The organism is Geomonas limicola (genome assembly GCF_014193675.1).
GTDB classification, from domain to species: domain Bacteria; phylum Desulfobacterota; class Desulfuromonadia; order Geobacterales; family Geobacteraceae; genus Geomonas; species Geomonas limicola.
The window spans coordinates 869,150-894,278 of record NZ_BLXZ01000001.1 but is presented as its reverse complement, the minus strand read 5'-3'; the positions used below and the strand labels follow the sequence as shown (position 1 = coordinate 894,278).

The following is a 25,129-nucleotide window of genomic DNA, read 5'->3' as shown; positions in this document are numbered from 1 at the left end:
CCGACGCGTGGTCCGAGTCTCCCGTTACAGGTGCCTTCACCGTGGCTTTTGCCCCTTTACTCTCTCCCGCTCTTCTCCCGCCCCGAAGGCGTCACGCCGGATGTTGCCGTCTGGGCCCCTTCCGGCTGCCGGGGGCGCTCCTGTACCTGGTGCTGGCCGCGCTCTGCCTGCTCGCTTTCGACAACGGTGCTGCGTTTGCCGAGCGCAACCACAAGCCGGTGGTCATGGTGGGTGGGGACTTCAACTACCCCCCCTACGAGTTCCTGGACAAGCAGGGAAATCCCTCCGGTTTCAACGTGGAGCTGACCCGGGCGATCGCGGAGGTTATGGGGCTCGACGTCGACATCCGCCTGGGGCCATGGAGCGAGATGCGCGAGGGGCTGGACAACGGCAAGATCGACATCGTCCAGGGGATGGCCTATTCCTCGGAGCGGACCCAGGAGGTGGACTTTTCCACCCCGCATGCCCTTTTGTACCAGTCCATCTGGATCAGGCGCGACGACCGGCGCATCCGGTCGCTGGAGGATCTGCACGGCAAGACGGTCATCGTCATGCGCGACTCGATCATGCAGGACTTCATGGCGAAGTTCGACCCGAGTGCCAAGCTGGTCCTGACCGACACGCTTACCGATGCCCTGAAGCTTTTGAACGACGGGCGCCACGACTGCGCGCTGGTCTCCAAGCTCACCGGCAAGTACCTGGAAAAGGAACTGGGGCTCAAGCGGATCATTCCGGTGGCCCAGCCGATCATCACCCAGTCCTACGGCTATGCCGTCAGGAAGGGGAACCTGGAGCTTTTGGACAAGTTCAACGAAGGGCTCGCCGTCTTGAAGCGTTCGGGGCAGTACCAGGAGATCCGGGGGCGCTGGCTGGGGGTCCTGGAGCCGCAGCCGGTTTCCTGGCAGCGGGTCTTCCGCTACGTGGCGCTGGTGGCGCTGCCGCTGGTCCTGATCCTGGTGGGTACCGTGGCCTGGTCCCGTGCCCTGCAAAAGCAGGTGGCCGAACGCACCCGGGAGCTGGCGCGCGAGGTGGCGGAGAAAGAGCGGGCCTTGCGGGAGTTGCGCAGGCACCAGGACAAGCTGGTGCAGGCGGACAAGCTCGCCTCGCTGGGGATCCTGGTGGCGGGGGTGGCCCACGAGATCAACAACCCCAACGGGCTCATCCTCTTGAACCTGCAGCGCTTCGAGGAGACGCTGCGGCGCTCGCTCCCGATACTTGAGGAATACTACCGGGAAAACGGGGACTTCAGCCTGGGCCGCCACAACTACTCCCGGCTGCGCGAGGAGTTGCCGCACATGCTGATCGAGACGCAGGACGCTGCCCGGCGCATCAAGCGGATCGTCTCGGAACTGAAGGATTTCGCCCGCCCCGACACCGCTGACATGTCCGAGTTCTTCGACCTGAACGCGGTGGTCCAGGCGGCGGTACGCCTGGTCGACAAGTCCATCGTGAAGTGTACCCACCACCTGGAGCTCTGTTACGCGGAGTACCTCCCCAGGGTGCGCGGCAACCGGCAGCGGGTGGAGCAGGTCGTGGTCAACCTGCTGGTGAATGCGAGCCAGGCGCTGGAAGGGCAGGGGAAACGCATCGTGGTCAGCACCTCGTTCGATACGGCAAACCACCTGGTGGTCTTGGCGGTGCAGGACGAGGGGAGAGGGATCGCTGCGGAAGACCTGCCGCGGCTTACCGACCCGTTCTTCACCACCAAGCGCGAAGTCGGCGGTACCGGGTTGGGGCTCTCGGTTTCTGCCGGTATCGTCAAGGAGCACGGCGGTACGCTCGATTTTGCCTCGGTGCCGGGAGAAGGGACCACGGTTACCCTGGCGCTGCCTGCCGGGTGATAGGTGAAACCTTGCCACGGAGACACGGAGGGCACGGAGCAGGACTCCGGGCTGCTGGGCAGAACCAAAATAACCGACCAGAAGTTTTTTTAGGACCTTTCAGGCCGAAGGCAGGGACGTCGATGTGGGGTTTTCCCGTGTCCCCCGTGCCTTCCTGGCACAAGAACTCGAGGAGTTATCAGGATGAAGGAAGCTCTCTATCCCGCGTTCGGGGTGCTTTTGGTGGACGACGAGCCCCCCTGGCTGCGCAGTCTCTCCATGTCGCTGGAGGGGCCCGGCGGGATCACCAATATCACCCAGGTAAGTGACAGCCGTCAGGTGCTGGCGCTTTTGGAACAACAGGACTTCGGCCTGGTCCTTCTGGACCTCACCATGCCCTACCTCTCCGGCGAGGAGCTCCTCTCGAAGCTGGCCGAGGAGCACCCCGACCTCTCGGTGCTGGTCATGTCGGGACTGAACCAGGTGGAGACGGCGGTCCGCTGCATGCGCCTGGGCGCCTTCGACTACCTGGTGAAGACCGACGACGAGGACCGGATAATCGACGCGGTGCGCCGCGCGATCCGGATGCAGGAACTGCAGCGCGAGAACAAGGAGATGCGCCGCCGCTTCCTGAACGACCGGCTGGAGTGCCCGCAGGCCTTCGCCCAGATCGTCACCCAGAACAAGGCGATGCGCTCCATCTTCCAGTACATCGAGGCGGTCGCGAAAAGCACCCAGCCGATCCTGATCACCGGCGAGAGCGGAGTGGGGAAGGAGTTGGTGGCGCGAGCGGTGCACAACCTGAGCCGCAGCGACGGTCCGCTGGTTTCGGTCAACGTGGCGGGGCTCGATGACAGCGTCTTCGCCGATACCCTGTTCGGGCACCGAAAGGGGGCCTTCACCGGTGCGGACGAAACCCGCAGCGGCATGGTGGAGCAGGCCGCGGAGGGCACCCTGTTCCTCGACGAGATAGGGGACCTGTCGCTCTCCTGCCAGGTGAAACTGTTGCGCCTGTTGCAGGAGGGGGAGTTCTACCCGCTGGGGAGCGATATTCCCAAGCAGATGAAGGCGCGCATCGTAGTGGCGACCCACCAGGACCTGGCCCAGAAGCGGGCGGCCGGCAGTTTCCGCAAGGACCTCTACTACCGCCTGCGTGCCCATCACGTCCATATCCCCCCCCTGCGGGAGCGCAAGGACGACATCCCCCTGTTGCTGGATAACTTCCTGGAGGAGGCGGCGCGCCTGTTCGACAAGAAGGTTCCCTCGTACCCCAAGGAACTGGTCACCCTGCTTTCCACCTACAGCTTCCCGGGAAACCTGCGCGAGATGCGCTCCATGGTGTTCGACGCCATGAGCGTGCACAACTCGCGCATGCTTTCGATGACACCGTTCCTCAATGCCATGGAAGAGCAGGGGGAGCGCCCGGCGCCCAGCGCCGCAGGATCCGGTGAGAACGTCTTCTACGGCTGTGACGAACTGCCGACGCTTGGCGAGGCCGTGGAACAGCTGGTGAACGAAGCTATGCGCCGCTGCGAGCACAACCAGAGCATCGCCTCCCGGATCTTGGGCATCTCGCAGCCGGCACTCAGCAAGAGGCTCAAACTGCTGCGCAAGGAGTAGGGGGGGCTTCACTCTCTCGTTCCAGGCTCCTGCCCGGGCAGCAGCAGGCGAGCTTACGGTTGGCTGATGAGCGCTGGTATTTCGCCAGTGCGTCCCTCCCCCTTCAAGGGGGATGACAGGAGGGGGATGGGGAGCAACTCCCTGCCAGTATGCCCATCCCCACCCCGACCCTCCCCTTGAAGGGGAGGGGGAGCTTTTGCGAGCGGATAGAGGCGCTAACCAGGTAAGGTTATAGGGGTTGCTCAAGGGGGTATAACTTTTGGCAACTCCATAACAATTGTTATAACGCTTCGTGCCTTCAATTCTTTCAAGTAGTTATACCTTCCCGTAGCGTCGTCCTTTCCAAAAGTTATAACCCTTTCCCCCGCGGGAATTTCCCGTAAACACCACGGGTTAGCATAGTTGTGGCAATTCTGCCACGTTGGCACCCGCCTTGCTCTTAGGAAGACTTCTTCCTCCGCGTTGTACCGGTTGCCACGGAATTTGCTGAACCTCCTCCCTTCGCCTCTCAGCAGCTTCCCGGAGCAGCGGGCGCCTGTCGTCAGGGCGCCCCGCTCGGGTCCGGCCACGCCGCGGTTCATACCACAAGATCATTCACCCCGTGTCTTTTATGGAAAAGGAGTAGCAGATGATTCAGTTCCAAAACGTCCACAAATGGTTCAAGACCCTCCACGTGCTGAACGACGTCAACCTGCACGTCAAGCAAGGCGAAGTGGTGGTAGTCTGCGGCCCCTCCGGTTCGGGCAAGTCCACCCTGATCAGGACCATCAACAAGCTGGAACCGATCAACGAAGGGCACCTTACCGTGGACGGCATGGATCTGTTGAGCAAGAAGACCGACTTGAACCGGCTGCGCGCCGAGGTGGGCTTCGTGTTCCAGCAGTTCAACCTCTATCCGCACCTCTCGGTGTTGTCCAACATCACCCTGGCTCCCACCAAGATCCGCAAGACCCCGAAGAAGGAAGCCGAGGAGCAGGCGATGCAGCTTCTGGAGCGCGTCGGTCTCGCCATGAAGCGCGACGCCTACCCGACCCAGCTCTCCGGCGGCCAGCAGCAGCGTGTGGCCATCGCCCGCGCCCTCGCCATGAAGCCGCGCATCATGCTCTTCGACGAGCCGACCTCGGCACTCGACCCGGAGATGATCGGCGAGGTGCTCCAGGTCATGCAGGATCTGGCCAAGACCGGCATGACCATGGTGGTGGTCACCCACGAGATGGGCTTTGCCCGCGAGGTGGCGGACCGGGTGGTGTTCATGGACCACGGGGTGATTCTGGAAGAGGCGCAGCCGGAGGAGTTCTTCCTCAACCCGCAGCACGACCGCGCCAAGCAGTTCCTGAAGCAGCTCTTGTCGCCGATGCACTAAAAAACAAGCAGCCGTTTTAGTTTCTCTGTTTTCTGTTTGCCAAGTTCTGTTATAACTAGACGCAAAGAGCAGGTCAGAAAACGGCTTTTGCTGGAACAACCGGTGTTTGTGCGGTCTCCAGCCCTTTCGTTGCCAATTGCCAACCGTCAATTGTCAATCGTGTCTAGATCAACCTTTGTTGGACCGCAGCGCTATGCCATGCGGTATCCGACCACTGTGAGGCTCGTGTGCTCAAGTATCATTTCGATTGGTCCATTATCACCTCAGGCAAGTACTTCGAGTGGCTGGTGTCCGGCCTCAAGATCACCCTGGAGCTTTCCGCCGTCGGCATCGTCGGCGCCTTTGTGCTCGGCCTGGTGATCGCCGTCCTGAAGATGAGCAATTTCAAGCCGCTGCGCTGGCTCGCCTCGGTGTACCTCGAGTTCTTCAGGAACACGCCGCTTTTGATCCAGATCTTTTTCTGGTACTTCGGCTCCTACAAGATACTCCCCACCGCGGTCAACGAGTGGCTCAACAACACCAACTTCGAGTTCGCGGCCGCTGCCATCGCGCTCATCATCTATACCTCGGCCTTCATCGCCGAGGATATCCGCAGCGGCATCCTCTCCATCCCCAAGGAGCAGATGGAGGCGGCCCGCAGCGCCGGGTTCTCCTTCCTGCGCTCCATGCAGTACATCATCCTGCCCCAGGCGGTGCGCATCACCATCCCGCCCCTGGTGAACCAGTTTCTGAACCTTGCCAAGAACTCCTCGCTCGCCATGACCATCGGCGTCATGGAACTCACCTACCAGGCCCGCCAGGTAGAGAGCTACTCGTTCAAGGGCTTCGAGGCCTTCACTGCGGCGACCGTGGTCTACCTTGCGCTTTCGGTCTCCATCACCTTTCTCATGGACCTGTACAACAAGAAGGTGCTGAACCCGCAGAGGAGCTAACGGCCGGAACACGGCGTTGAGTGGTTTGGTCGTCCCGCCCCCGGGTGGGAGGACGCGCCACCGCAGGATGAAACGTTAAACTCGTAACTTCGCCTCGGGCGAATGGAGAATCACATGGATCTCGATTTTCAGGTCATACTCGACAACTTCACCTACTTCATGATCGGCCGCTACCCGAACGGTCCCTTGGGCGGGCTCGGGCTCACCATGTACCTCGCGGTGGTCTCCTGCATCCTCTCTTTCTTCGGCGGCCTGATCCTCGGGCTTTTGAGCCTCTCGCGCTACGCGGTGATCCGCTACCCGGTGAACCTGTTCATCAACACCATCCGCGGCCTGCCGCTTTTGATGGTGATCTTCTGGATGTACTTCCTGCTGCCGGCCCTCATGGGCAAGACGGTGCCGGAGAGCCAGACCGTCATCATGGGGCTCACCGTGTTCACCTCGGCCTACATGTCCCAGATCGTGCGCGCCGGCATCATGGGGGTTCCCAAGGGGCAGACCGAGGCGGCCATCTCCACCGGACTCAAGGGGTGGCAGACCATGCTCTACATCATCCTCCCCCAGGGGATGCGCAACATGATCCCGTCCTTCGTGAACCAGTTCGTCTCGCTCATCAAGGACACCTCGCTCGCCTTCATCGTCGGCGTCTCCGAACTGACCCACGTCGGCACCCAGGTCAACAACCGGACCATGTCCTATCCGACCGAGATCTTCATCTTCATCGCCGCGGTCTACTTCGTGCTCTGCTTCGCCTTCACCAGCTTCTCGCGCTGGCTGGAGCAGCGCCTGGCCTGGCGCAAGTCGATCTAGCACCACTCACCAACCTGCCCGTGCGCGCCGCCACCTTTTTAGGGGGCGGCGCGCTCCTGTTTGTGCCCCGGACACCGCTCAAAGGACGCAACATCTCGCACCTTTCCCGATCTTCAGCCCCCAGCCCCACCTCTCCCCTGTAGGAAGAATAGAACGCCATTCGATTATTCTTGCTTTTTTCTTCTCATTAGGTAAATTCCGCTGAGAGTACCATGACGGCGCTTTAAGCTTTTGCGTCCCGTTGTCAACAACGTCGTTCTCCGAGGACCAGCATGGCAAAGAACAATCTGCGTTTCGGGTATCACGTCATCCGTTACTCGCTGGCGGCCGGCTGTATCGTCGGCCTGGCCGGCAGCTACTGTGCCTACCAGGTGGTCGCTGCGCCAGCCACGGGGCCGGCACCGGCAGGGTATGCCTTGGGCACCCTCTGGGCCATGGTCGCCGAAGCGGTGCTTTTTGTCACGGCCCTCGCGGTCTTTGCCGCACGAAACCTCGCCAAGCGGGTGAAGGTCCTGGCGGATGCCTTGAACCATGGGGCCGAGGGCGACCTCACCTGCCGACTCGACACCGCCTCGGATGACGAGTTCGGGAAACTGCACCGCAATTTCAACGTGATGATGGAACAGCTGGCGGGAGTGGTGAGCCGGGTCGCGCAGTCCATCAGCGAACTGCAGAAGATCGCTTCCGACATCGACGAGGTCTCCAAGAAGGGGCTTACCTCTGCCGTACTGCAGTCCGAGGGGGTTGCCGAGGCATCTCAGGCGGTTGGCGAGATTGACAAGTCGGTGCAGCAGATCGCCAGGTGGGTGGACGATCTCTCGGGGTCCGCCACCGATAACGCCTCGGCGATCCTCGAGATGTCGGCAAGTATCGAGCAGGTGAACCAGCACGTCGACACCCTGTCCGAGGCGGTGGAGGAGGTGAGCTCCTCGATCATCGAGATGACCGCAGCCGAAAAGCAGATCGGCGGAAGTGCCCAGAGCCTGCTCGGCGAGGCCACCGCCGCGTCGGCGCTGGTGGCGGAACTGGACGTCTCCATAAAGCAGGTGGGAGAGAACGCCGTGCATGCCGCGAAGATCTCCGAGATCGTCCGCCAGGATGCCCAAAGCGGTGCCCAGGCGGTCGCGGCGACCATCTCGGGGATCGATGAAATCCGGCGTTCCTCACGCTCCACGGTCGAGGCGATGCAGAACCTCTCCCTGCGCGCCGCGGACATCGGGAAGATCCTCCTGGTGATCGACGAGGTGGCCGAGCAGACCAACCTCTTGGCGCTGAACGCCTCGATCATCGCGGCCCAGGCGGGGGAGCAGGGGAAAGGGTTCGCGGTGGTGGCCCACGAGATCAAGGAACTGGCGCGGCGCACCAGCAGTTCCACCCGCGAGATATCGGAGATCGTCGAGGGGGGCCAGGAGGAAACCACGACGGTGCTCACGGCGATCAAGGCCTCCGAGGAACGCATCACGGAAGGGGAACTGCTCTCCCAGCGCTCCGGCGAGGCGCTGCGCAAGATCGTGGACGGCGTGCAGGAGTCGACCCCGCGGGTCAACGAGATTGCCCAGACCACTGAGGACCAGGCTAAACTGAGCGAGAACATGCGCCAGGCGATGGATCGGGTGGCCGAAATGGTGGGGCAGATCGTGCGCGCGACCCGCGAACAGGGGCGCGGCAGCGAGCAGATCGTCTCCGCGGTGGAGCGGATGAAGGATTTCACCGCGCAGGTGCGCAGCACCACCCGGGCCCAGACCGCCACCAGCAGCCACATCGTGCACGCAACCGAAGACATCACCCAGATGATCAGGAACGTGCGTCGGGCCTGCGAAGAGGAAGCGGAGAGCACCAAGCAGATCGTGCGGGCAATGGAGAACATCCGCGAATCGTCGCAGACCACGGTGGAGGTGAACCGGATCATGGACGGTGCGGTGACCGGACTCTCTGACCAGGTCAAGCTCTTGCAGCAGAAGATGGCGGGGCTGACGGTGTAGGAAAACCGCTCACCGCAAAGACGCAAAGGGCGCTAAGAAAACTTTTTCAGCTACAAAAAGGCACAAAATTCATCAAAGAAAACCTCTCAAACATGTTCGGCCTCTTGCGTTAATGCAGGAGGCCGAACGTGTAAGAGCCGATTTTTTGGTGTCGTTTGTGCCTTTTTACGGCAAAAGCCGTAGTGTTCTTAAGCCTTCTGGTTTCTTTGCGCTCTTTGCGTCTTTGCGGTGAGAAAAGGTTTCATATTTCGATCCTGAACTGTGCGCCGCTGCCCGTGTTGGACACGCTCAAGGTGCCCCGCATGTTGCGTTCGATGATGGCCTTCGACATGTAGAGTCCGATGCCGGTCCCCTGCAACCCCTTGGTGGAGAAGTAGGGGTCGAAGATGTTGTCGAGGATCGCGACGGGAATCCCTCCGGCGTTGTCGGTGACCGTCACCACGGTCTTTTCCGCAGCTTGCTCCATGCAGATGATGATCTTCGGCTGCGGAACCTGGTTGCTGTCGAAGGCGTCGCGGGCGTTTACCAGGAGGTTGAGCAGGACCTGGGCGTACTCGTTGGGGTATCCCTTGGCGGTAAGTTCGTCGGTACCGGTCACCTCGACGGTGATGGAACGCTCCAGGAGGCTGTCCCGTACCAGTTCGATCGCCTTGTGCACCGCCTGGTCGATCCGGAACTCGGTGATCTCCTTGTCCGGGCTGAAGAAGTCCCGGAAATCGTCGATGGTACGCGACATGTGCTTGATGAGCTTCATCGCCTTATTGATGTTCTCCTCGAGCACCTGCTGGTTGAACTCCCCCGTCTGGTGCAGTAGCGGAAGCTGCTGGATGGTGAGGCCCAAGGCGTTGAGCGGCTGACGCCATTGGTGCGCGATGTTGCCGATCATCTCTCCCATGGCGGCCTGGCGGCTTTGTTGAGCCAGGAGGCGCTCTTTCTCCCGCAGCTCCTCCACCACGCGCAGCCGTTCGTCGGTCTGTACCTGCAACTCGCCCAGTGCCTGGGATAGTTCCTGGGTGCGTTCCTGGACTCGGACCTCCAGTTCCTCCGCCTGCTGCCTGAGCAGCGCCTCGGTGTGCAGCAGCCGGCTGGTGGACCCCCTGATGAGCCAGTACAAAAGCAGCGAGGTGACCAGGACGTACCCCCACCCCTTGAGCTGCGAGATCCAGAGCACGGTCTCCGGGTCATGAAACAGTGAAATTACTGCCCGGTCGGAGAAGAGGATCCAGAGACACCCGGTCACCGCATACATCAGGACGATCTTTTCCGGCGTGTGGCGTTCAGGCATGAGGGGCCTCGGCTAAACATCCGGGGAGTATGATCTCGGCGATGCTGCGAAAGAGCTGGCCACCGCTGGTCTCTATGAAGTGGAGTAGTTGCAGGTTTACCGGTATGCCGACGAAATCGCCGCTGTCGCGCAGGTCGGTGCGCAGGCCGTAGCACCGTTTCCCCAGCCCGCAGGCAAAGCCCACCTCGGCTGCCGTTCCCGAATCGACCTCGGCCCCGTCCACGACGGCAAGCAGGTAGTCGGCCTCCCGGATACCCGCTTCGTTGCAGACGCCGATGCGACGGGCAAGCCCGGCAAAGGCGGCAACGCGCGCCTGGTGGTCCTTTTCCTGGAACGCCTTCTCCAGCTCTGCGGAGAATTGCGGCTGTGCCCAGGGATCGAATACCTCGATCCCTAGACTCACCAGCCGGTCTTTGATGCGGGTGAGGTAGTCCCGGTTTTCGGGGGAAAAGCCCAGCGGCGAGGCGAGGTACACCCTGGTCATGACCGTCTCCTGGTGGGTATCGTTGAGACCTTGCTGTCGATGAGCCGGCCTAATGAGCCAGATTCTCCTATTTTGGGGAGATATGTCAAGGGGATTGCTGTCGCTGTCCCTCTTACAACGCTGAAAGAGTCTTGAGGACCTGCCAGCACCAGATATCGGGGAAGGGTGGTCATCGTTGAAGAGAAATCTGCTTCGCGAACCTCGACTTGGTGTTGTGTGTCGGCAGCGCCTTGAGCTACCATGAACAAACCGCGCACCGCGGTGTTTCGAATCAGTGCCGAGAAAGGAGCTGCACCATGTGCGGTCGCTTCACACTGTTTCTCCCTCCGGGACTTCTCGCCGAACTCTTCGGGGTCGTAGAGCCCGGCTGCGTCCCGGACCGTTACAACATAGCCCCCACCCAACTGGTGACGGTGATCCGTCAGGTTGAGCCGGGAGTGAACCGCCTGGATCAGCTGCACTGGGGCTTGATCCCGCCCTGGGCAAAGGATCCCTCCATCGGGAGCCGGATGATCAACGCCCGCGGCGAGACCCTCGAGGAAAAGCCGGCCTTTAGAAATGCCTTCAGGTTTCGGCGCTGCCTGATCCCAGCCTCCGGCTTCTACGAGTGGAATAATCAGGGGGGGCGTAAAGTTTCGGAGTTTCTCCGCCTGAAGGACCAGGCGCCCCTGGTCTTTGCGGGACTCTGGGAGAGCTGGACCGCGCCGCAGGGGGAGGTCGTCGAATCCTGCGCCATCGTCACTACCGCGGCGAACGCCTACGTGGCCCGGCTGCACGAACGGATGCCGGTGCTGCTCAAACCCGCTGATGGGGAGCTCTGGCTGGACCGCACAGTGACCGACCCGGCGCGGCTCAAGCCGCTGTTGCGCCCCTGTGGCGCCGAGGAGATGGAGGGGTGGACGGTTTCGCCCCTTGCCAACAGCCCGAGAAACGATGGTGTAGAGTTGGTGAAGCAATGGACAATTGATAATGGACAGTTGACGATGGGAAACCTGTTTGAGGTATGAGGACGGACTTTTGACCGTGAGAGGGGAGGTCGCATGAACGCGGAGGTGGTTTCGGTACGCTATCGCATCGAGCTCAGTGAGGCACAGGTCCAGAAACTGAGGCGGACCTGGCCCAATGGTGACCCATTTTATCCGTACGAAAAGATGGAGCGCTACCTCGGGACGCTGCAGGTGGAGGACCTGAACTGGCACCACTACGCGGGCCCCTACCTGTACTTCACCGTGTACGGTGACGACATGGAGGGGACGCTTGCCGAGGCCCTGAAGGTCTTCGAGGCACGGCTGGGGAAGCCCTAGGCACGGTTCACCTTTTCGCTCCATTGATCTATACTGGCATCCATGGGGATGTGTAGTTGACCTCGCTCTTTCCCTCCTTTTGAGCGAGGTCTTTTTGTGGCCTGAGAACTGCCGTTCCCAAAGGTCGCTCAGCCCCGGGGGGACGTTATGAAAAGACTGGCGAGGTTGCTGCTTCTGGCAGGGATGCTCCTTGCCGCCACAGGTGCCACGGCCCAGAGTACCGCGACCCGGGAGGAAATGGCCCGGCAGATGCTTGCGGAGACCAACCTGGCGCGCCGGGAGCCGCTGCGTTACGTGGGCTATATCAAGGAGCTGCGCCGGCACTTCGTGGGGCGGGGCTACCTGGTGCCCGGGTCGCCGGCCCTGGTGGTGACCACCGAGGGGGTCGCCGCGCTCGACGAGGCGATCCGGTTTCTCGAGAAGCAAAAGCCGCTGCCTCCGCTTTCCTGGTCGCCGGGTATGGCCCAGGCGGCGGCTGACCTGGTGCGGGACCAGGGGCCAACCGGGGAGATCGGGCACACCGGCAACCGCAGTGGCGACATGCGCGAGCGCATCGAGCGTCACGGTACCTGGCGTGGCCGGATTGCCGAGAACATCGGCTACGGACCCGACACCGCACGGCAGATGGTCATGCAGCTCATCATCGACGACGGCGTGCCGGAGCGCGGGCACCGCAAAAACATCTTCACCTCCGCCTTCAAAGAGGCCGGTGCCGCCTGCGGAGTGCACGCGGTATATCGAAACATGTGCGTCATGGAGTTCGCCGCAGGATTCACCAAAGGCAGGTGAAGAATTGACAATTGGCAATTGACAATTATCCCCGGTTGCCGTAACTCTGTACTCCGCTGTTCTCGTGCCAGTGTGGTTGCCGTTAGATCTTTGGGGGCGTAACGCTCTCAGAGAGAAGGACGCCCCAGGCTGAAGAGGTTTGACTTTTGTAGTTAATTGTCAATCGTCCACCGTCCATTATCCATTGGTTTCGAACATGTACTGGGAATATTTCGGCTTCAAGGAGCCGCCTTTCGCACTCACCCCGAATCCCGCGTTTCTCTTCCTCAGCACCCCGCACCAGGAGGCGTTCGCCCACCTGCTCTTCGCCATTGAAAGCCGCGCCGGGTTCATCGAGCTTTCCGGCGAGGTCGGCACCGGTAAGACCACCATCATCCGGACCTTGTTGAACCAGCTGGAGCGCGAGACCCACCGCAGCGCCCTCATCTTCAACCCGACGCTCTCCCCTTTGGGGCTTTTCCGCGAGATCAACACCGAGTTCGGACTCCCGGCAACCTCGAACGACCTCCAGGAACTGCACCAGGCGCTGAACGCCTTTCTGCTCGAGGAAAACCGCTCCGGTCGCACCGTGGTGCTGGTGATCGACGAGGCCCAGAACCTCTCGGTCGAGGTGCTGGAACAGCTGCGGCTCATCTCGAACCTGGAGACGGACCGCGCCAAGCTGATCCAGATCGTCATGGTGGGGCAGCCGGAACTGCGGGAACTCCTGTCGCGTCCGGAACTGCGCCAGCTGGACCAGCGCATCACGGTGCGCTACCACCTCAAACCGATGGGCTTCACCGACACCTGCGACTACATTCGGCACCGGATCCGCTTCGCGGCAGGAGGGAGCGAGCCCTTGAGCTTCTCGACCGGTGCCGTACGTAAGATCTTTGCCTTCTCCGGTGGGCTCCCCCGTCTGGTCAATGTTGCCTGTGACCGGGCGCTGTTACTTGCCTACACGAGCGAGTACCGCGAGGTGACCCCTGCCATGGCGGCTGCCTCGCTGCGCGACCTGCGTAAGGATCAACCCGGCCGGGCGTTTCCCGTGGGCAGGGCGGGCGCGGCCTTGGCGCTCGTGGCAGTTCTCGCGGTGGCTCTTTGGTGGCTCGCCTCTGGAACCAATCCGGGAGTCCCCAGCGCCTCGGAACCGCAGAGTGGCGCGGCAGCGACACAGAAAGGTGCCACCCAGCCTGCACCGCAGCGCTCCGGCCCCCCTGAACAACAACTCGCTGCAGCACCCGGAACCGCAGCGCCGGTGACAACCGGCGGCGGCACCTCGCCCGCTGGAGCGGGGAGCCCGAAAGCGGCGGGCGGGACTGCGAACCCGCCCAGGACGTTCTCGAAAGAGCAGGCGCTCCGTGGGCTGGCTGCCACGTCCGAGGAGGAAAACCTGCGCGGCGCGGTTAACGCGCTCCTGAAGATCTGGCGGGTACCGGGTTTCGACTCGGAGCCGCTTAAAGGGGTGAACCTCGCGGTGCTGGCGAGATCCCGCGGCATGAACGCGACCCGGGTCACCGGGAACCTGGATGCGCTGGCGCGGCTCGATGCTCCGGCCCTCTTGCAGGTGACTGTCCCGGGGGGGAGCCGGGTGGTGGCCTTGACGGGGCTCGGGCCGGATTCGGTCCAGGTTGCACCGGCGCTCGACGGCCGCACTACGCTAGGCCGCAGCGACCTCGCCCAGGTCTGGAGCGGCACCGCCTACCTGTTCTGGAAGGATTTCCACAACATCGGTTCCACCAGGAAGGGGGCGGACCAGGCGGCGCGCCTGAAGAGTCTGCAGGGGTTGTTGTTGGGGGCCGGGGTCTATCGCGGAGCGCTCGACGGCGTCGCCGGCAGCAAGGTCGCCGAGGCGGTCAGCGAGTTCCAGCGCCGGGAAGGGTTGCCCGAGGATGGCAAGGCGAAGGGGCTCACGCTCATGCTGTTATACCGAAGAGCCGGTGGATTCTTCCCGCCTACGTTGCAGGGAGGCGGGGCAGGGGAGTCGTCGGCCGCCGTCCGCGGCAAGGGGGGCGCCTAAGCCATGAGCCTCATCCTCGATGCCTTGCGGAAGATGGAGCAGGACAGAAACAGCCGCCGCGGCGCCGCCCACGACCTGCGTCCCGAGGTGCTGCGTTACCGGCGGGCCCCCGCCGTCGAGCGCCGGTTCCCGCTGCGCTGGGTGAGCCTCGGTGTTGTGCTGCTCGTTGCCGGGCTCGGCGCCGGGTATCTGGTCACGGGAGGCCTGGGTGCCAGACGTCACGCTGCCATGCCCGTTTCCGCGGCACCCGTCGAGCAGGCGCCGGCCGCTGCCGCCCCGGCTACGCCGGTCCCCGTTCCGCAGCCGGCCGCGAACCTCCCCGCTCCCGCTCCGGTAGCGAATTCGAAGGCTGCTCCCCAGCCGGTCCGCCCTCCTTTTGCTGCCGGTCTCAAGGAAGTACCGGGAGCCGCCAGCGAGGCCCCAGGCGAGGCACGTTCCGTTGCCCCGGAACGCCCAATCCCTTCGGTGCGACGCGAGCGTCCGGCTCCTGCTGCCTCCCAGGCGGTGCAGCAAACGGTGCCGACGGGAGGTGGGGATATCACCGTGTCGGGAATCGCCTGGCAGGATGAGCGCAACCTGCGCCGTGCCGTGCTGAACGGCAACCTGGTCGGCGAGGGGGCCCAGGTGGCCGGCGCCCGGGTGGTGGAAATCAGGGAGGACCGGGTCAGGCTCTCCAGAAACGGCCAGGTTTTCGACGTGCTGCTCTCCTCGGCGGCTCGGTAAGCGGAAACGATACAATTAAGGAAATAAAAACGGCCCCCGTCTCATTATTGAGGCGGGGGCCGCAGTTTTTCGGCAGTCGTCAAAACCTGGGTATCAGGCCTTGCCGCACACCTCCTGGAAGGCCTCCTCGAGGATGCCCAGCCCGCGCTCCAACTGCTCGTCGGTGATGACCAGCGGCATCAGGAAACGGACCACGTTGCCAAACGCGCCGCAGGAAAGGATCACCAGCCCCTTGTCGAAGCAGACCTTGGTGAGCTTCTTGGCGAGGTCGCCGGCAGGTGCCTTGGTCTCACGGTCATGGACCAGTTCGAGCGCCAGCATGGGCCCCTTGCCGCGCACCTCCCCGATCACCTCGTAGTTCTCCTGCATCGCCTTGAAACGCGTCTGGAGCTTCACCCCGAGCGCCTCGGCACGGGTCAAGAGCCCATCCTCGGTGAAGATCTTGAGGACCGCCAGCGCCGCACTCAGCGCGAGCGGGTTGCCGCCGTAGGTGCCGCCCAGGCCGCCGGGGTGCGGGACGCTCATGATCTCGCTGCGACCGGTGACCGCGCTGAGCGGCATGCCGCCGGCCAGGCTCTTGGCCGTGGTGATCAGGTCCGGCTCGATGCCCCAGTGGTCGATAGCGAAGAGCTTGCCGGTGCGCCCCATGCCGCTTTGGATTTCGTCGATGATGAGCAGGGTGCCGTGCTTCTTGCAGATGGCCTGCAGCTTGGCGAAGTACTCCTTGGGCGGGGTGACGAAACCGCCTTCGCCCTGGATCGGCTCGACGATGACCGCGGCGGTCTGCTCGGCGGCCACGTAGCCGGTGAAGAACTCCTCGAGCTTATCGGCGCAGGCGCACTGGCAGGAGGGATAGCTCATCCCGTAGGGGCAGCGGTAGCAGTAGGCCGAAGGGGTCCGGTAGGTTTCGGGGGCGAAGGGGCCGAAGCCGTACTTATAGGGTTTCACCTTGCTGGTAAGCGACATGGTCATCAGGGTGCGGCCGTGGAAGCCGTGCTCCATGGAGATGATGCCGCTGCGCTTGGTGGCGATGCGCGCGATCTTCACCGCGTTCTCGACGGCCTCGGCGCCGGAGTTGGCGAACATGGTCTGTTTGGGAAAACTGCCCGGAGAAAGCTCGTTCAGCTTGGCGGCCAGTTCGATGTACAGCTCGTAGGGTGCAACGTGGAAACAGGTGTGAATGAACTTCTCAGCCTGTTCCTTGATGGCGGCCACCACCTTGGGGTGGCTGTGCCCCACGTTGTTCACGCCGATGCCGCCGGCGAAGTCGATCAGTTCGCGCCCGTCCACGTCGGTCATGATGGCGCCCTGGGCCCGTGCGATGAACGCCGGGTTCAGCAGCGACACCCCGGCCGGAACGTGCTGGTTACGCAGTTCCATCAACTGCTCGTTGCGAGATGTCATGATGCTCTACTCCTTTGCCTTCTGGTATGGGTTCAGGAAATCCTCCGGAAGGGAGGTCCTGTGCAGATGTGCCGCGGAAACCGAATCGATCACTCCCTGGCCCGAGCTTCATTACAAAGTCCATACCAATCCACAGGCGCGCTGCGGCAAAACCACCCGGCTCCTTCGGGGATCACAAGGTAATTCACAAAGTTTCGGCAGGTTAGCTGCCGAGAGGGCCGTGCCGGATAGCACGCTGGCCTGCCAAGGGGATTCCCGTTGAAGCGGGCGAAGCGGGGCGGCCGTCGGGGTGGTACCCGTGGCACCGGCGGGTCCCGGACCTGCGAAAACGGCCGCAGCAGCGCATCAGGCAGGGGCCGGAGGCTTTTCCGAAAGCCCGGAGAAATGACCCGCCGCGTTATTTATTCTTGAATATTTGATTCAAATTTGCATAATGCCTGAAAAGCGGCCGGTGCATGAGCTGGAACTCCCCTCAGATGCTGCCCGGCCTACTGCTCGCTCACGGTCGCAGGCTCTCGCGCGGCCGTGTGAGGGAACTGGAGGGAACTGGCTGTATGTCCACGATAAATCCCGCACAGCTCATCGGTTTGTCGCCCAGCGGCGACCCCCTGCGCGCCGAGGAGTTCTACCAGGCGCTGGTGAACGCCATGGATGTCGGCATTCTCGCGGTGAATACCTCGGGGATGGTCATCCTGGCCAACCGGGTATCCCGCGAAAGTTTCGGCGCTTACCAGGGGGTGCACCTCAACGACGTGCTTCCCGAATTGTGGCCCAAGGTCGCCCAGAGGCTCTTGGGGCGCAGCCGCAATGCGGCCGAGATCTCGGTGCGCGGCACCGAGTCGAACTTCCTGGCACGTGTGAGCCCCATGCTGGTCGACCAGGAACAGGTGGGGGCGGTCTGCGTTTTCGTGGAGAGCACCGAACTTGAGAACATGGCGAAACAGATGGAGTTTTTCCAGGGTCTTACCCGGGAGCTCGACACCATCATCGATTCCTCCTCGGACGGTCTGTGGATCTGCGATGCGGACGCCAAGGTGATCCGCATCAACCCGGCCTCGGAACGCATCAACAACATAAAGGCCGCCGACGTGGTGGGACGCAACATGCGCGACCTGGTAAACGCGCGGGTTTTCGACCGTTCGGCCACCCTCGAGGTGCTGCGCACCGGATCACGGGTGAACCTTTTGCAACAGCGCGAGGGGCGCAAGCTGATTACCACCGGTACCCCGGTCTACGACGCATACGAGCGGATCACCCGTGTCGTGGTAAGCGAGCGGGATATCACGGAAATCGACAGCCTGCAGCGCGAGCTCGAGGACCAGGAAGCCATCAAGGACCAGTTCCGCAACCAGATGCTGGAGATGCAGCAGGAACAGCAGTTGGAAAACCAGCAGATCATCGCCCGCAGCCCCTCCATGATCAAGGCGTTGCGCCAGGCGCTCAAGGTGAGCAAGGTGGAATCGACGGTGCTGATCCTGGGGCCTTCGGGGGTGGGAAAGGGGCTCTTCGCGGACCTGATCCACAAGAACTCGGAGAGAAGCGATAAGCCGCTCATCAAGATCAACTGCGGCGCGATCCCGGAGTCGCTCATCGAATCGGAGCTCTTCGGCTACGACAAGGGGGCCTTTACCGGCGCGCAATCCGGCGGAAAACCGGGCTATTTCGAACTCGCCGACGGCGGTATCCTGTTTCTGGACGAGATCGCCGAGTTGCCGCTCCCCTCGCAGGTGAAGCTCTTGCGCTTCATGGAGGACGGAACCATCATGCGCCTGGGAAGCACCCGGTCGCGCCACGTGAACGTGCGCATCCTCGCCGCAACCCACCGAAACCTCGAGCAGATGGTGGAGGAGGGGAAGTTCCGGCTCGACCTCTACTACCGCCTCAAGGTGATCCCGATCCATGTCCCTTCCCTCAACGAGCGCAAGGAGTGCCTCCTGCCGCTCATCCTGCACTACATCGAGTGGTACGCCAAGAAGCACAAGACCGTGAAGCGGCTCTCCCGGGCAGCCTGTGACACGCTTTTGGCCTACCCCTTTCCCGGCAACGTGCGCGAGCTGATGAACCTCTGCGAGCGGCTGGTGGTGATGACCGAGACCGAGTTGATCGGCCTGCAGGATCTTCCTGCCGACGTCGCCCAAAGTGACACGACGCAAGCGGGGATCCCCTCGCAATGGCCCGAATCCATTACGCTTCCCCAGATGGTCGAGAGTGCCGAACGCTCCCTTCTGGCCCACGCGCTCAAGCAGCACAACAACCAGGCCGAGATGGCCGAGGCCCTGGGGGTGAGCCAGCCCACCATCGCCCGCAAGCTGAAGAAATACGGCCTGAGCTGAAGGGCCGCGCCGGAGGTTTGATAATTATTCAGATCTGAATAAAATGTGGGCAGCGTCCCGGTCGCTCCCCTGGGCAGGGTTTCCGCCTGAACCGGGACGGCAGCGCCGCCCATCCCTTCGGGGAACAGCAGCTTGCGGAGTTTTCCCCACCGTTTCCGCCCGTGGTAGCCGCTCGATTTCTGGATGTGATTTCATTGGCATGCTTTCTGCTGTATACAGCCCGCCGGTGCCGAACTCGGTGCCGGCAGCCCCGCTCACCGTGCGCCGGTCAGCTTTCGGCGGGAGCCGCTGGACCTTCTGAACTGCTATTGCCGTGGTAACCACTTTGCCACATCACATCAAAGGAGGTAGCACAATGAAATCTGTAATGGTCAGGGTACTGCTGCTGTTGGTCGCCCTTTTCGTGGCCAGCCCGCTGCACGCGGAGGAGCGGAACTTCTTCAAGATCGGTGTCATCACCGAGCTCTCCGGTGACCTGGTCACCGGCGGTAACATCACCAAGCGCGGCTACGACCTCTGGGCGCAGGAAGTAAACGCCAAGGGCGGCATCGACATCAAGGGTAAGAAGTACCCCGTGAAGCTGGTCTACGCGGACGCCCAGTCCAACCCGGCAGCCGGCGCTGCCGCCGCCGAGCGCCTGATCACCCAGGAGCAGGTCGACTTCATCCTGGGCCCCTACTCCTCGGGCGTCACCCTCGCCGTGGCACCGGTGGTCGACAAGTACAAGATCCCGATGATCACCGGCTCGGCCGAGAGCCCGCTCATCTGGAGGAACAAGTTCAAGTACACCTTTGGCACCATCCCCCCCATCAACTTCACCGGCGCTACCTCCATCAAGACCCTGACCCAGCTGAAGCCGGCCCCCAAGACCATCGCCATCATCGGCTCCAACGATGCCTTCTCCAAGGCGACCGCCGAGGCCTACAAGACCGCTGCCGAGGCCGCCAAACTGAAGGTTCTCAAGTTCAGCATCGTCCCCTCCGGGCAGGACATGACCCCGCTGCTCTCCGCGGTTAGAAGCATGAAGCCGGACATCATCGCCTTCGGCGGCCATGACGAAGAGCACGTGAAGTTCGTTAAGGCCCTGCGCCAGATCGGCTACACCCCGAAAGCGCTCCTCATGCACTGCGGCATCACCGACAAGGCCTTCACCGACGCGGTAGGCAAGGACGGCGAGCAGATCTTCGGCACCACCTGCTGGACCGGCACCGCTAAAACCAAGAGCAAGATCCTCTGGCCGACCGCAGCCGCCTACGCCGCCGCCTCCCAGAAGGCCTACCAGAACCCGGGCGACTACACCCAGGGTGGCTGCTCCGCCGCCGGCATCGCCTTCCAGGTTGCCCTGCAGAAGATCGGCGCCAAGCCGGGCATGAACGAGGAGATGCGCAACAAACTCGTCAAGGCGATCGAAGAGGTCGACGTGCAGACCTTCTACGGCCGCGTCAAGTTCGCCACCTCCGGCGAGTACTACCACGCCAACATCGGCCTCGATCCGCTCACCGTCCAGATCCAGAGCGGCAAGATCATGACCGTGGGCCCGAAGGCCTCCGTAGAAGCAGCCGCACAGTACCCGATGAAGGACTGGAAGAGCCGCTAGGCGCTGGGAACGCACGGCCGTTCGTTCAGTCAACCCTCCCTTCCCCCCGCCGTGCGCGGGGGGAAGGACCGGGGTCCCTGGGGGGACGATGGCTGGCTGCTGCTGGCAGTTCCTTTTGGGGCTAAATCCCCCCTGTCCCCCCTTCGCTAAGGGGGGGGCGTTGAGTTCCGCCGCAGCGGTTGGGGGAAAGGAACTAAGTGCTTCAGCGCTTCGCAGGGCACATGATAACTGCAACGATCTCATTTCCGCTTGAACCGAAATCACCTGCTGCCTCTGCAGAACCACTGACTCCTCGCCCATCGGGAGAGGGGGCGGCAGCTGACGACCTGCTGAAAGCAATCAACATCATTCACCTCCCTCGCCCGCACACGCTGGAAACGGCAAGGGACGGTTGCACCTGCTCGAGACGGTACCGATTCGCACACGCATCACTGGAGGACTTCGCTTTATGGAATTGCTGCCACAAGCCCTGACCGACGGGATACTTTTGGGCGGGATTTACATCACCATCGCCATCGCCTTCTCCCTCACCTACGGCGTCATGCACGTCATCGACTTCGCCGTCGGCGAATGGATCATGTTCGGGGCCTTCACCGGCTTTTACCTGAACAAGTGGACCGGGCTGGATCCCTTCATCTTCCTGCCGGTCATCTTCGTCCTCTACTTCGGCATCGGCTACCTGATCCAGCCGGTGATCCACCGGGTGCTCTCGGGCACCAAGGGGAACCCCTTCCTGATGGGCCTGGTCTTCACCTTCGGCCTGGCCATCATGTTCCGCGGGCTGGCGCTGACCGTCTTCGGCTTCTACTCGAACTCGATCCCCTCGATGTTCTCGGAGGGCTCCTTCAACATCGACCAGTTCGGCATCACGGTGACCATCCCCGCGGTGCGCCTGGTTGGGCTTTGCTACGCGCTCGCCATCACGGGCTTCCTGCACTACCTCCTGAAGAAAACCAACTTCGGGCTGGGGGTGAGGGCGCTGGCGCAGCACAAGGACGCCGCCGGACTCATGGGGGTGAACAGCAAGCGCACCGGCTCGTTCGTGTACGGCATCTACGTGGGGATCTCGGCGATGACCGGGGTGCTTATGGGCTGTATCCTCTCCATCGGGGCCCAGATGGGTAACGAGTACACCATCTTCGCCTTCTTCGTGGTGGTTCTGGCGGGCATGGGCTACCTGGCCGGAGTTCCCTGGGCGGCACTGCTGTTGGGCCTGGTGCAGTCGATCTTCATGATCTACTTCAACCCGAGCCACACGCTGCTCGCGGTCTTCGCCATCCTCTACGTCATCCTGCTGATTTCGCCGCGCGGTCTGTTCGGCAAGGGGGTCTAAAGATGAAAACCACCAACAGCCGCGGCCCCGCAATTCTTGGCATCCTGGTTGCCGCCCTCTTGATCCTGCCCCTCGTCGTGCACGACACCTTCGTGCTGCGCGTCCTCACCGAGGGGATCATGTGGATCGGGCTGGCCATCGCCTTCGACGTGATCGCGGGTTACACCGGCTACCTCAATTTCGGCCACGGCGCCTTCTTCGGCATCGGGGCCTACACCATCGCCATTTTGATGATGCAGGCGAACCTCCCGTTCTGGGCGGCGCTGCCGGCCGGCGGGTTGGCCGCAGGTGTCGTGGCGCTCATCGCCGGCATCCCGACCCTGCGCCTCAAGGGGGCCTACTTCGCCATCGCCACCTGGGCCCTGTCGCGCGCCATCCAGCAGCTCGCGTTGAACGTCGAGTTCACCGGCGGGCCGGACGGCATGCGCCTGAACGCCTTCTTGAACCCGCAGTTTTTCTACTACCTGATGCTGATCACCGTTGGGCTCACCTTTCTCATCCTCTGGTACCTTTTGGAGCGCGCCCCCTTCGGGCTGAAGCTTAAGGCGATCCGGGAGGACGAGGAGGGGGCCAAGGCGCTGGGGCTCAACCCGACCAAGCTGAAGATGCAGGCCTTCATCCTGTCCGCACTCCCCACCGGCATCCTGGGCGGCATCTACGCCTACTGGATCACCTTCATCGACCCCTCTTCCACCCTGGGGGACCTGGTGAGCGACCAGGCGGTGGTCATGGTGGTGTTCGGCGGCATGGGGACCCTGTTCGGGCCGGCCCTGGGGGCGCTCCTGATCTTCGCCTTCAAGACCATCTTCTGGGCCTACCTGTCGGACTTCCAGCTTCTCTACCTCATCATCCTGGGCGCGCTGATCGCGGTGAGCGTCATCTTCATTCCCAACGGCCTGTGGGGCACCCTCTTCAAGCGCAAGGCGGCCCCGCCGCGCCGCGAAGAGCCCGCCCTAACCGCCGTGGTGGCACCGGAAGAAGGAAACTAAACATGTCAGAGACCATCCTTACGGTAGATTCGGTCACCAAGTGCTTCGGCGGTCTCACCGCCGTGGACGACGTGAGCTTTACGGTACAAAAGGGGGAGATCGTCGGGCTCATCGGCCCCAACGGCGCCGGCAAGACCACCCTTTTCAACGTGATCAGCGGCTACTACTCACCCACCAAGGGGAGCGTGGTGTTCCAGGGTAACGACATCAGCGGCAAGCCCCCCTACCACCTGGCGGGGGTGGGGATCGGCCGCACCTTTCAGGTGGTGAAACCCTTCGCCGGGTTGACCGTTCTCGAAAACGTGGTGATCGCCTCGTTTCTGAAGCACCCCAAGCGCACCGACGCCGAGCGCCACGCCTGGCAGGTTCTGGAGACCACCGGGCTTGCCGACCGCGCCCACGTCTCGGCCGCCGGGCTCACCCTGGCCGGCAGGAAACGCCTGGAGATTTCCAAGGCTCTGGCGCTGGAGCCCGCCTTTCTGCTTTTGGACGAGGTGGTGGCGGGGCTCAACCCCACCGAGGCGGACCGCACGGTGGAACTCATCATGAAATTAAAGGGGCAGGGGCTCACCATCCTCATCGTGGAGCACATCATGAGGGTCATCATGAACATCTCGGACCGCCTGGTGGTACTCAACTTCGGCAGGAAGATCGCCGAAGGTACCCCCGCCGAGGTCTGCGGCGACGCGCAGGTGATCCAGGCGTATCTGGGAGAGGCAGCGGCATGAATCTACTCGACGTTCAGGATATTTCGGTCAACTACGGGGACATCCAGGCCCTTTGGAACATCTCCTTCTCGGTCAACAAGGGGCAGCTCGTGGCGCTCATCGGCGCGAACGGCGCCGGCAAGACCACGACACTCAAGGCGCTCTGTGGCCTGATCCCCACCGCGGCGGGCTCCATCCACTACCAGGGGAGCCGCATCACCGGATTGCCGGTGCACAAGGTGGTGGACCAGGGGATCACCCTGGTGCCCGAGGGGCGCCAGCTCTTCCCCAAGATGACGGTGGAAGAGAACCTCCTGGTGGGTGCCTACCTGAAAAGGGCCCACGGGAAGCGCGCCCAGACCCTGAAGCGCATCTACTCGATCTTCCCGCGCCTGGAGGAGCGGCGCACCCAGACCGCCGAGACCCTTTCGGGGGGCGAACAGCAGATGGTGGCCATCGGGCGCGCGCTCATGCAGGACCCGCAGGTGATCATGTTCGACGAGCCGAGCCTGGGGCTCGCGCCCATCATGGTGCAGGAGGTCTTCAAGGTGATCCAGGAGCTGCACCGCGAGGGGCTCACCATCTTCCTGGTCGAGCAGAACGTGCACCAGACCCTCAAGGTGGCGGATTACTGCTACGTCATGGAGAACGGGCGCATCGTGGGGCAGGGGACCGGCAAGGACCTGGAGGCCGACCAGTCGATCCGCGAGGCGTATCTCGGCTTCTAGTGATTGCGGGATGTTATCCAGCTGTGCTAAGCTTTTTGCGCTTTTCGGTCATCACGAGAGCGTGCAGGTAGTCGGGGATGCAGATTGCTGGTAGCTGCCCCGGAATCCGCAACGCATCCAAGCCTACCGGCCGGAGCAGGGAGATCAGTTTGAGACGAACCGACAAAGAGATCAAAGAGCGCGAGTCCATCGACCGCATCATCGCTGCCTGCCAGGTGCTGAGGCTGGGCCTTGCCAATAAGGACGAGGCCTACATCGTGCCGGTTTCCTTTGGGTACGACGGCAGCGCCTTCTACTTTCACACGGCCCTCGTCGGGCGCAAGATCGCGTTCTTCGAGGCAAACCCCACCGTCTGCTTCGAGCTGGAAGACGGGGTCACCCTGGTGAACCAGGGGAGCGATCCGTGCGAATGGACCTTTTCCTACCAGTGCGTGATCGGGTCCGGCAGGCTTCAGGAAATGACTGGATTCGAAGGGAAGCACGAGGGACTGCTCAAGGTGATGCAGCAGTACAGCCAGCAGGACTGGAGCTTCACTGCCGCGTCGCTTGAGAAGGTGCGAGTCTGGAAACTGGAGATCGAGAGCATCTCGGGGAAGCAGTCCAAGGACCGGATCCTCTCCTGACAGGTCAGGGGGGTACACGGGACTTGGGAAGAGGCCGATCATGCAGGTGACAATCAAGCTCTTTGCGGCCTTGCGCTGGAAGCTTTTTGAAGAAGAGGTCCGGGAATATCCGGAGGGGACGACAGTCGCCCAACTGGCCGCCGACCTCGGCATCCCGGCGCCGGAAATCGGGATCCGGCTGGTGAACGGCCGCCACTGCCCGTTCGAGCAGGTCCTGCAGGATGGCGATACGGTGTTCCTTATGCCCCCGATCGGGGGAGGGTAGCCTCGCTGCCCGAAGCCTGCCATCGATTGCAGGGTGTGG

At 62.6% G+C, this 25,129-nt stretch carries 22 protein-coding genes; 19 read left to right on the top strand and 3 right to left on the bottom strand.

The features are described from left to right. The first annotated feature begins 41 nt into the window (after positions 1-41). The 6 genes from H7688_RS03690 (at position 42) to H7688_RS03665 (ending at position 8,527) form a co-directional block, all read left to right on the top strand. On the top strand, positions 42-1,841 hold the full coding sequence (locus H7688_RS03690; RefSeq protein WP_246329697.1) for a transporter substrate-binding domain-containing protein: 1,800 nt from the start codon (positions 42-44) through the stop codon (positions 1,839-1,841). 183 nt (positions 1,842-2,024) lie between these two features. After that, positions 2,025-3,440, top strand: a complete 1,416-nt coding sequence (locus H7688_RS03685) for a sigma-54-dependent transcriptional regulator (protein ID WP_183359672.1) — start codon at positions 2,025-2,027, stop codon at positions 3,438-3,440. Positions 3,441-4,068: 628 nt separating this feature from the next. Continuing rightward, positions 4,069-4,803: an amino acid ABC transporter ATP-binding protein gene (locus H7688_RS03680; RefSeq protein WP_183359671.1), complete on the top strand. Its 735-nt coding sequence runs from the start codon at positions 4,069-4,071 to the stop codon at positions 4,801-4,803. Positions 4,804-5,030: 227 nt separating this feature from the next. Continuing rightward, positions 5,031-5,735 carry an amino acid ABC transporter permease gene (locus H7688_RS03675; protein WP_183359670.1) on the top strand — a complete coding sequence of 235 codons (705 nt, stop codon included), beginning with the start codon at positions 5,031-5,033 and terminating at the stop codon, positions 5,733-5,735. A 114-nt stretch (positions 5,736-5,849) separates the two neighbouring features. Next, entirely contained in the window at positions 5,850-6,545 is a 696-nt protein-coding gene (locus H7688_RS03670; protein ID WP_183359669.1) for an amino acid ABC transporter permease, read from the top strand. A 272-nt stretch (positions 6,546-6,817) separates the two neighbouring features. Beyond that, complete coding sequence (locus H7688_RS03665) at positions 6,818-8,527, top strand: methyl-accepting chemotaxis protein (protein ID WP_183359668.1); 1,710 nt, start codon at positions 6,818-6,820, stop codon at positions 8,525-8,527. A gap of 241 nt (positions 8,528-8,768) precedes the next feature. Here the strand turns inward: H7688_RS03665 and H7688_RS03660 are convergent, their stop codons facing one another. Together H7688_RS03660 and H7688_RS03655 are read right to left on the bottom strand one after the other, a co-directional pair. Continuing rightward, positions 8,769-9,812, bottom strand: a complete 1,044-nt coding sequence (locus H7688_RS03660; protein ID WP_183359667.1) for a sensor histidine kinase — start codon at positions 9,810-9,812, stop codon at positions 8,769-8,771. Continuing rightward, positions 9,805-10,296, bottom strand: a complete 492-nt coding sequence (locus H7688_RS03655) for a nucleoside 2-deoxyribosyltransferase (protein WP_183359666.1) — start codon at positions 10,294-10,296, stop codon at positions 9,805-9,807. Before H7688_RS03655 ends, H7688_RS03660 begins: the two co-directional genes overlap by 8 nt. Before the next feature lie 296 nt (positions 10,297-10,592). Between H7688_RS03655 and H7688_RS03650 the strand changes: the two genes are divergently transcribed. From H7688_RS03650 to H7688_RS03630, 5 genes are all read left to right on the top strand, one after another. Next, positions 10,593-11,303: an SOS response-associated peptidase gene (locus tag H7688_RS03650; RefSeq protein ID WP_183359665.1), complete on the top strand. Its 711-nt coding sequence runs from the start codon at positions 10,593-10,595 to the stop codon at positions 11,301-11,303. Between the two features lie 33 nt (positions 11,304-11,336). Further along, positions 11,337-11,600, top strand: coding sequence for a hypothetical protein (locus H7688_RS03645; protein WP_183359664.1), 264 nt, complete (start codon positions 11,337-11,339; stop codon positions 11,598-11,600). Positions 11,601-11,747: 147 nt separating this feature from the next. After that, positions 11,748-12,389: a CAP domain-containing protein gene (locus H7688_RS03640; protein WP_183359663.1), complete on the top strand. Its 642-nt coding sequence runs from the start codon at positions 11,748-11,750 to the stop codon at positions 12,387-12,389. Between the two features lie 196 nt (positions 12,390-12,585). Then, on the top strand, positions 12,586-14,388 hold the full coding sequence (locus H7688_RS03635) for an AAA family ATPase (RefSeq protein WP_183359662.1): 1,803 nt from the start codon (positions 12,586-12,588) through the stop codon (positions 14,386-14,388). Between the two features lie 3 nt (positions 14,389-14,391). Further along, complete coding sequence (locus tag H7688_RS03630) at positions 14,392-15,111, top strand: hypothetical protein (protein WP_183359661.1); 720 nt, start codon at positions 14,392-14,394, stop codon at positions 15,109-15,111. Between the two features lie 93 nt (positions 15,112-15,204). Here the strand turns inward: H7688_RS03630 and gabT are convergent, their stop codons facing one another. Continuing rightward, positions 15,205-16,515: a 4-aminobutyrate--2-oxoglutarate transaminase gene (gabT, locus tag H7688_RS03625; protein WP_183359660.1), complete on the bottom strand. Its 1,311-nt coding sequence runs from the start codon at positions 16,513-16,515 to the stop codon at positions 15,205-15,207. A 554-nt stretch (positions 16,516-17,069) separates the two neighbouring features. On the opposite strand from gabT, the gene H7688_RS03620 reads away from it, so the two are divergent. From H7688_RS03620 to H7688_RS03585, 8 genes are all read left to right on the top strand, one after another. Beyond that, complete coding sequence (locus H7688_RS03620) at positions 17,070-18,848, top strand: sigma 54-interacting transcriptional regulator (protein WP_183359659.1); 1,779 nt, start codon at positions 17,070-17,072, stop codon at positions 18,846-18,848. A 355-nt stretch (positions 18,849-19,203) separates the two neighbouring features. After that, positions 19,204-20,445, top strand: coding sequence for an amino acid ABC transporter substrate-binding protein (locus H7688_RS03615; protein WP_183359658.1), 1,242 nt, complete (start codon positions 19,204-19,206; stop codon positions 20,443-20,445). Between the two features lie 448 nt (positions 20,446-20,893). After that, positions 20,894-21,778, top strand: coding sequence for a branched-chain amino acid ABC transporter permease (locus H7688_RS03610; protein WP_183359657.1), 885 nt, complete (start codon positions 20,894-20,896; stop codon positions 21,776-21,778). Positions 21,779-21,780: 2 nt separating this feature from the next. Continuing rightward, positions 21,781-22,767, top strand: a complete 987-nt coding sequence (locus H7688_RS03605; protein ID WP_246329696.1) for a branched-chain amino acid ABC transporter permease — start codon at positions 21,781-21,783, stop codon at positions 22,765-22,767. Positions 22,768-22,769: 2 nt separating this feature from the next. Then, complete coding sequence (locus H7688_RS03600) at positions 22,770-23,495, top strand: ABC transporter ATP-binding protein (RefSeq protein ID WP_183359656.1); 726 nt, start codon at positions 22,770-22,772, stop codon at positions 23,493-23,495. Further along, positions 23,492-24,202, top strand: coding sequence for an ABC transporter ATP-binding protein (locus H7688_RS03595; protein WP_183359655.1), 711 nt, complete (start codon positions 23,492-23,494; stop codon positions 24,200-24,202). The genes H7688_RS03600 and H7688_RS03595 overlap by 4 nt, the downstream gene beginning before the upstream one ends. A gap of 149 nt (positions 24,203-24,351) precedes the next feature. Beyond that, positions 24,352-24,825 carry a pyridoxamine 5'-phosphate oxidase family protein gene (locus H7688_RS03590; RefSeq protein ID WP_183359654.1) on the top strand — a complete coding sequence of 158 codons (474 nt, stop codon included), beginning with the start codon at positions 24,352-24,354 and terminating at the stop codon, positions 24,823-24,825. A gap of 40 nt (positions 24,826-24,865) precedes the next feature. Continuing rightward, the gene (locus H7688_RS03585) at positions 24,866-25,090 is read left to right on the top strand and encodes a MoaD/ThiS family protein (protein ID WP_198424447.1); all 225 of its coding nucleotides are present in this window, start codon (positions 24,866-24,868) and stop codon (positions 25,088-25,090) included. Positions 25,091-25,129: the final 39 nt, after the last annotated feature.

Excerpts from the sequence above, each read along its gene's own strand:
- H7688_RS03635 (WP_183359662.1), top strand. The coding sequence starts at position 12,586 with ATGTACTGGGAATATTTCGGCTTCAAGGAGCCGCCTTTCGCACTCACC.
- H7688_RS03680 (WP_183359671.1), top strand. The coding sequence starts at position 4,069 with ATGATTCAGTTCCAAAACGTCCACAAATGGTTCAAGACCCTCCACGTG.
- H7688_RS03645 (WP_183359664.1), top strand. The coding sequence starts at position 11,337 with ATGAACGCGGAGGTGGTTTCGGTACGCTATCGCATCGAGCTCAGTGAG.
- H7688_RS03585 (WP_198424447.1), top strand. The coding sequence starts at position 24,866 with ATGCAGGTGACAATCAAGCTCTTTGCGGCCTTGCGCTGGAAGCTTTTT.
- H7688_RS03595 (WP_183359655.1), top strand. The coding sequence starts at position 23,492 with ATGAATCTACTCGACGTTCAGGATATTTCGGTCAACTACGGGGACATC.
- H7688_RS03615 (WP_183359658.1), top strand. The coding sequence starts at position 19,204 with ATGAAATCTGTAATGGTCAGGGTACTGCTGCTGTTGGTCGCCCTTTTC.
- H7688_RS03600 (WP_183359656.1), top strand. The coding sequence starts at position 22,770 with ATGTCAGAGACCATCCTTACGGTAGATTCGGTCACCAAGTGCTTCGGC.
- H7688_RS03660 (WP_183359667.1), bottom strand. The coding sequence starts at position 9,812 with ATGCCTGAACGCCACACGCCGGAAAAGATCGTCCTGATGTATGCGGTG.
- H7688_RS03640 (WP_183359663.1), top strand. The coding sequence starts at position 11,748 with ATGAAAAGACTGGCGAGGTTGCTGCTTCTGGCAGGGATGCTCCTTGCC.
- H7688_RS03665 (WP_183359668.1), top strand. The coding sequence starts at position 6,818 with ATGGCAAAGAACAATCTGCGTTTCGGGTATCACGTCATCCGTTACTCG.
- H7688_RS03655 (WP_183359666.1), bottom strand. The coding sequence starts at position 10,296 with ATGACCAGGGTGTACCTCGCCTCGCCGCTGGGCTTTTCCCCCGAAAAC.
- H7688_RS03650 (WP_183359665.1), top strand. The coding sequence starts at position 10,593 with ATGTGCGGTCGCTTCACACTGTTTCTCCCTCCGGGACTTCTCGCCGAA.
- H7688_RS03670 (WP_183359669.1), top strand. The coding sequence starts at position 5,850 with ATGGATCTCGATTTTCAGGTCATACTCGACAACTTCACCTACTTCATG.
- H7688_RS03605 (WP_246329696.1), top strand. The coding sequence starts at position 21,781 with ATGAAAACCACCAACAGCCGCGGCCCCGCAATTCTTGGCATCCTGGTT.
- H7688_RS03630 (WP_183359661.1), top strand. The coding sequence starts at position 14,392 with ATGAGCCTCATCCTCGATGCCTTGCGGAAGATGGAGCAGGACAGAAAC.
- H7688_RS03610 (WP_183359657.1), top strand. The coding sequence starts at position 20,894 with ATGGAATTGCTGCCACAAGCCCTGACCGACGGGATACTTTTGGGCGGG.
- H7688_RS03620 (WP_183359659.1), top strand. The coding sequence starts at position 17,070 with ATGTCCACGATAAATCCCGCACAGCTCATCGGTTTGTCGCCCAGCGGC.
- gabT (WP_183359660.1), bottom strand. The coding sequence starts at position 16,515 with ATGACATCTCGCAACGAGCAGTTGATGGAACTGCGTAACCAGCACGTT.
- H7688_RS03685 (WP_183359672.1), top strand. The coding sequence starts at position 2,025 with ATGAAGGAAGCTCTCTATCCCGCGTTCGGGGTGCTTTTGGTGGACGAC.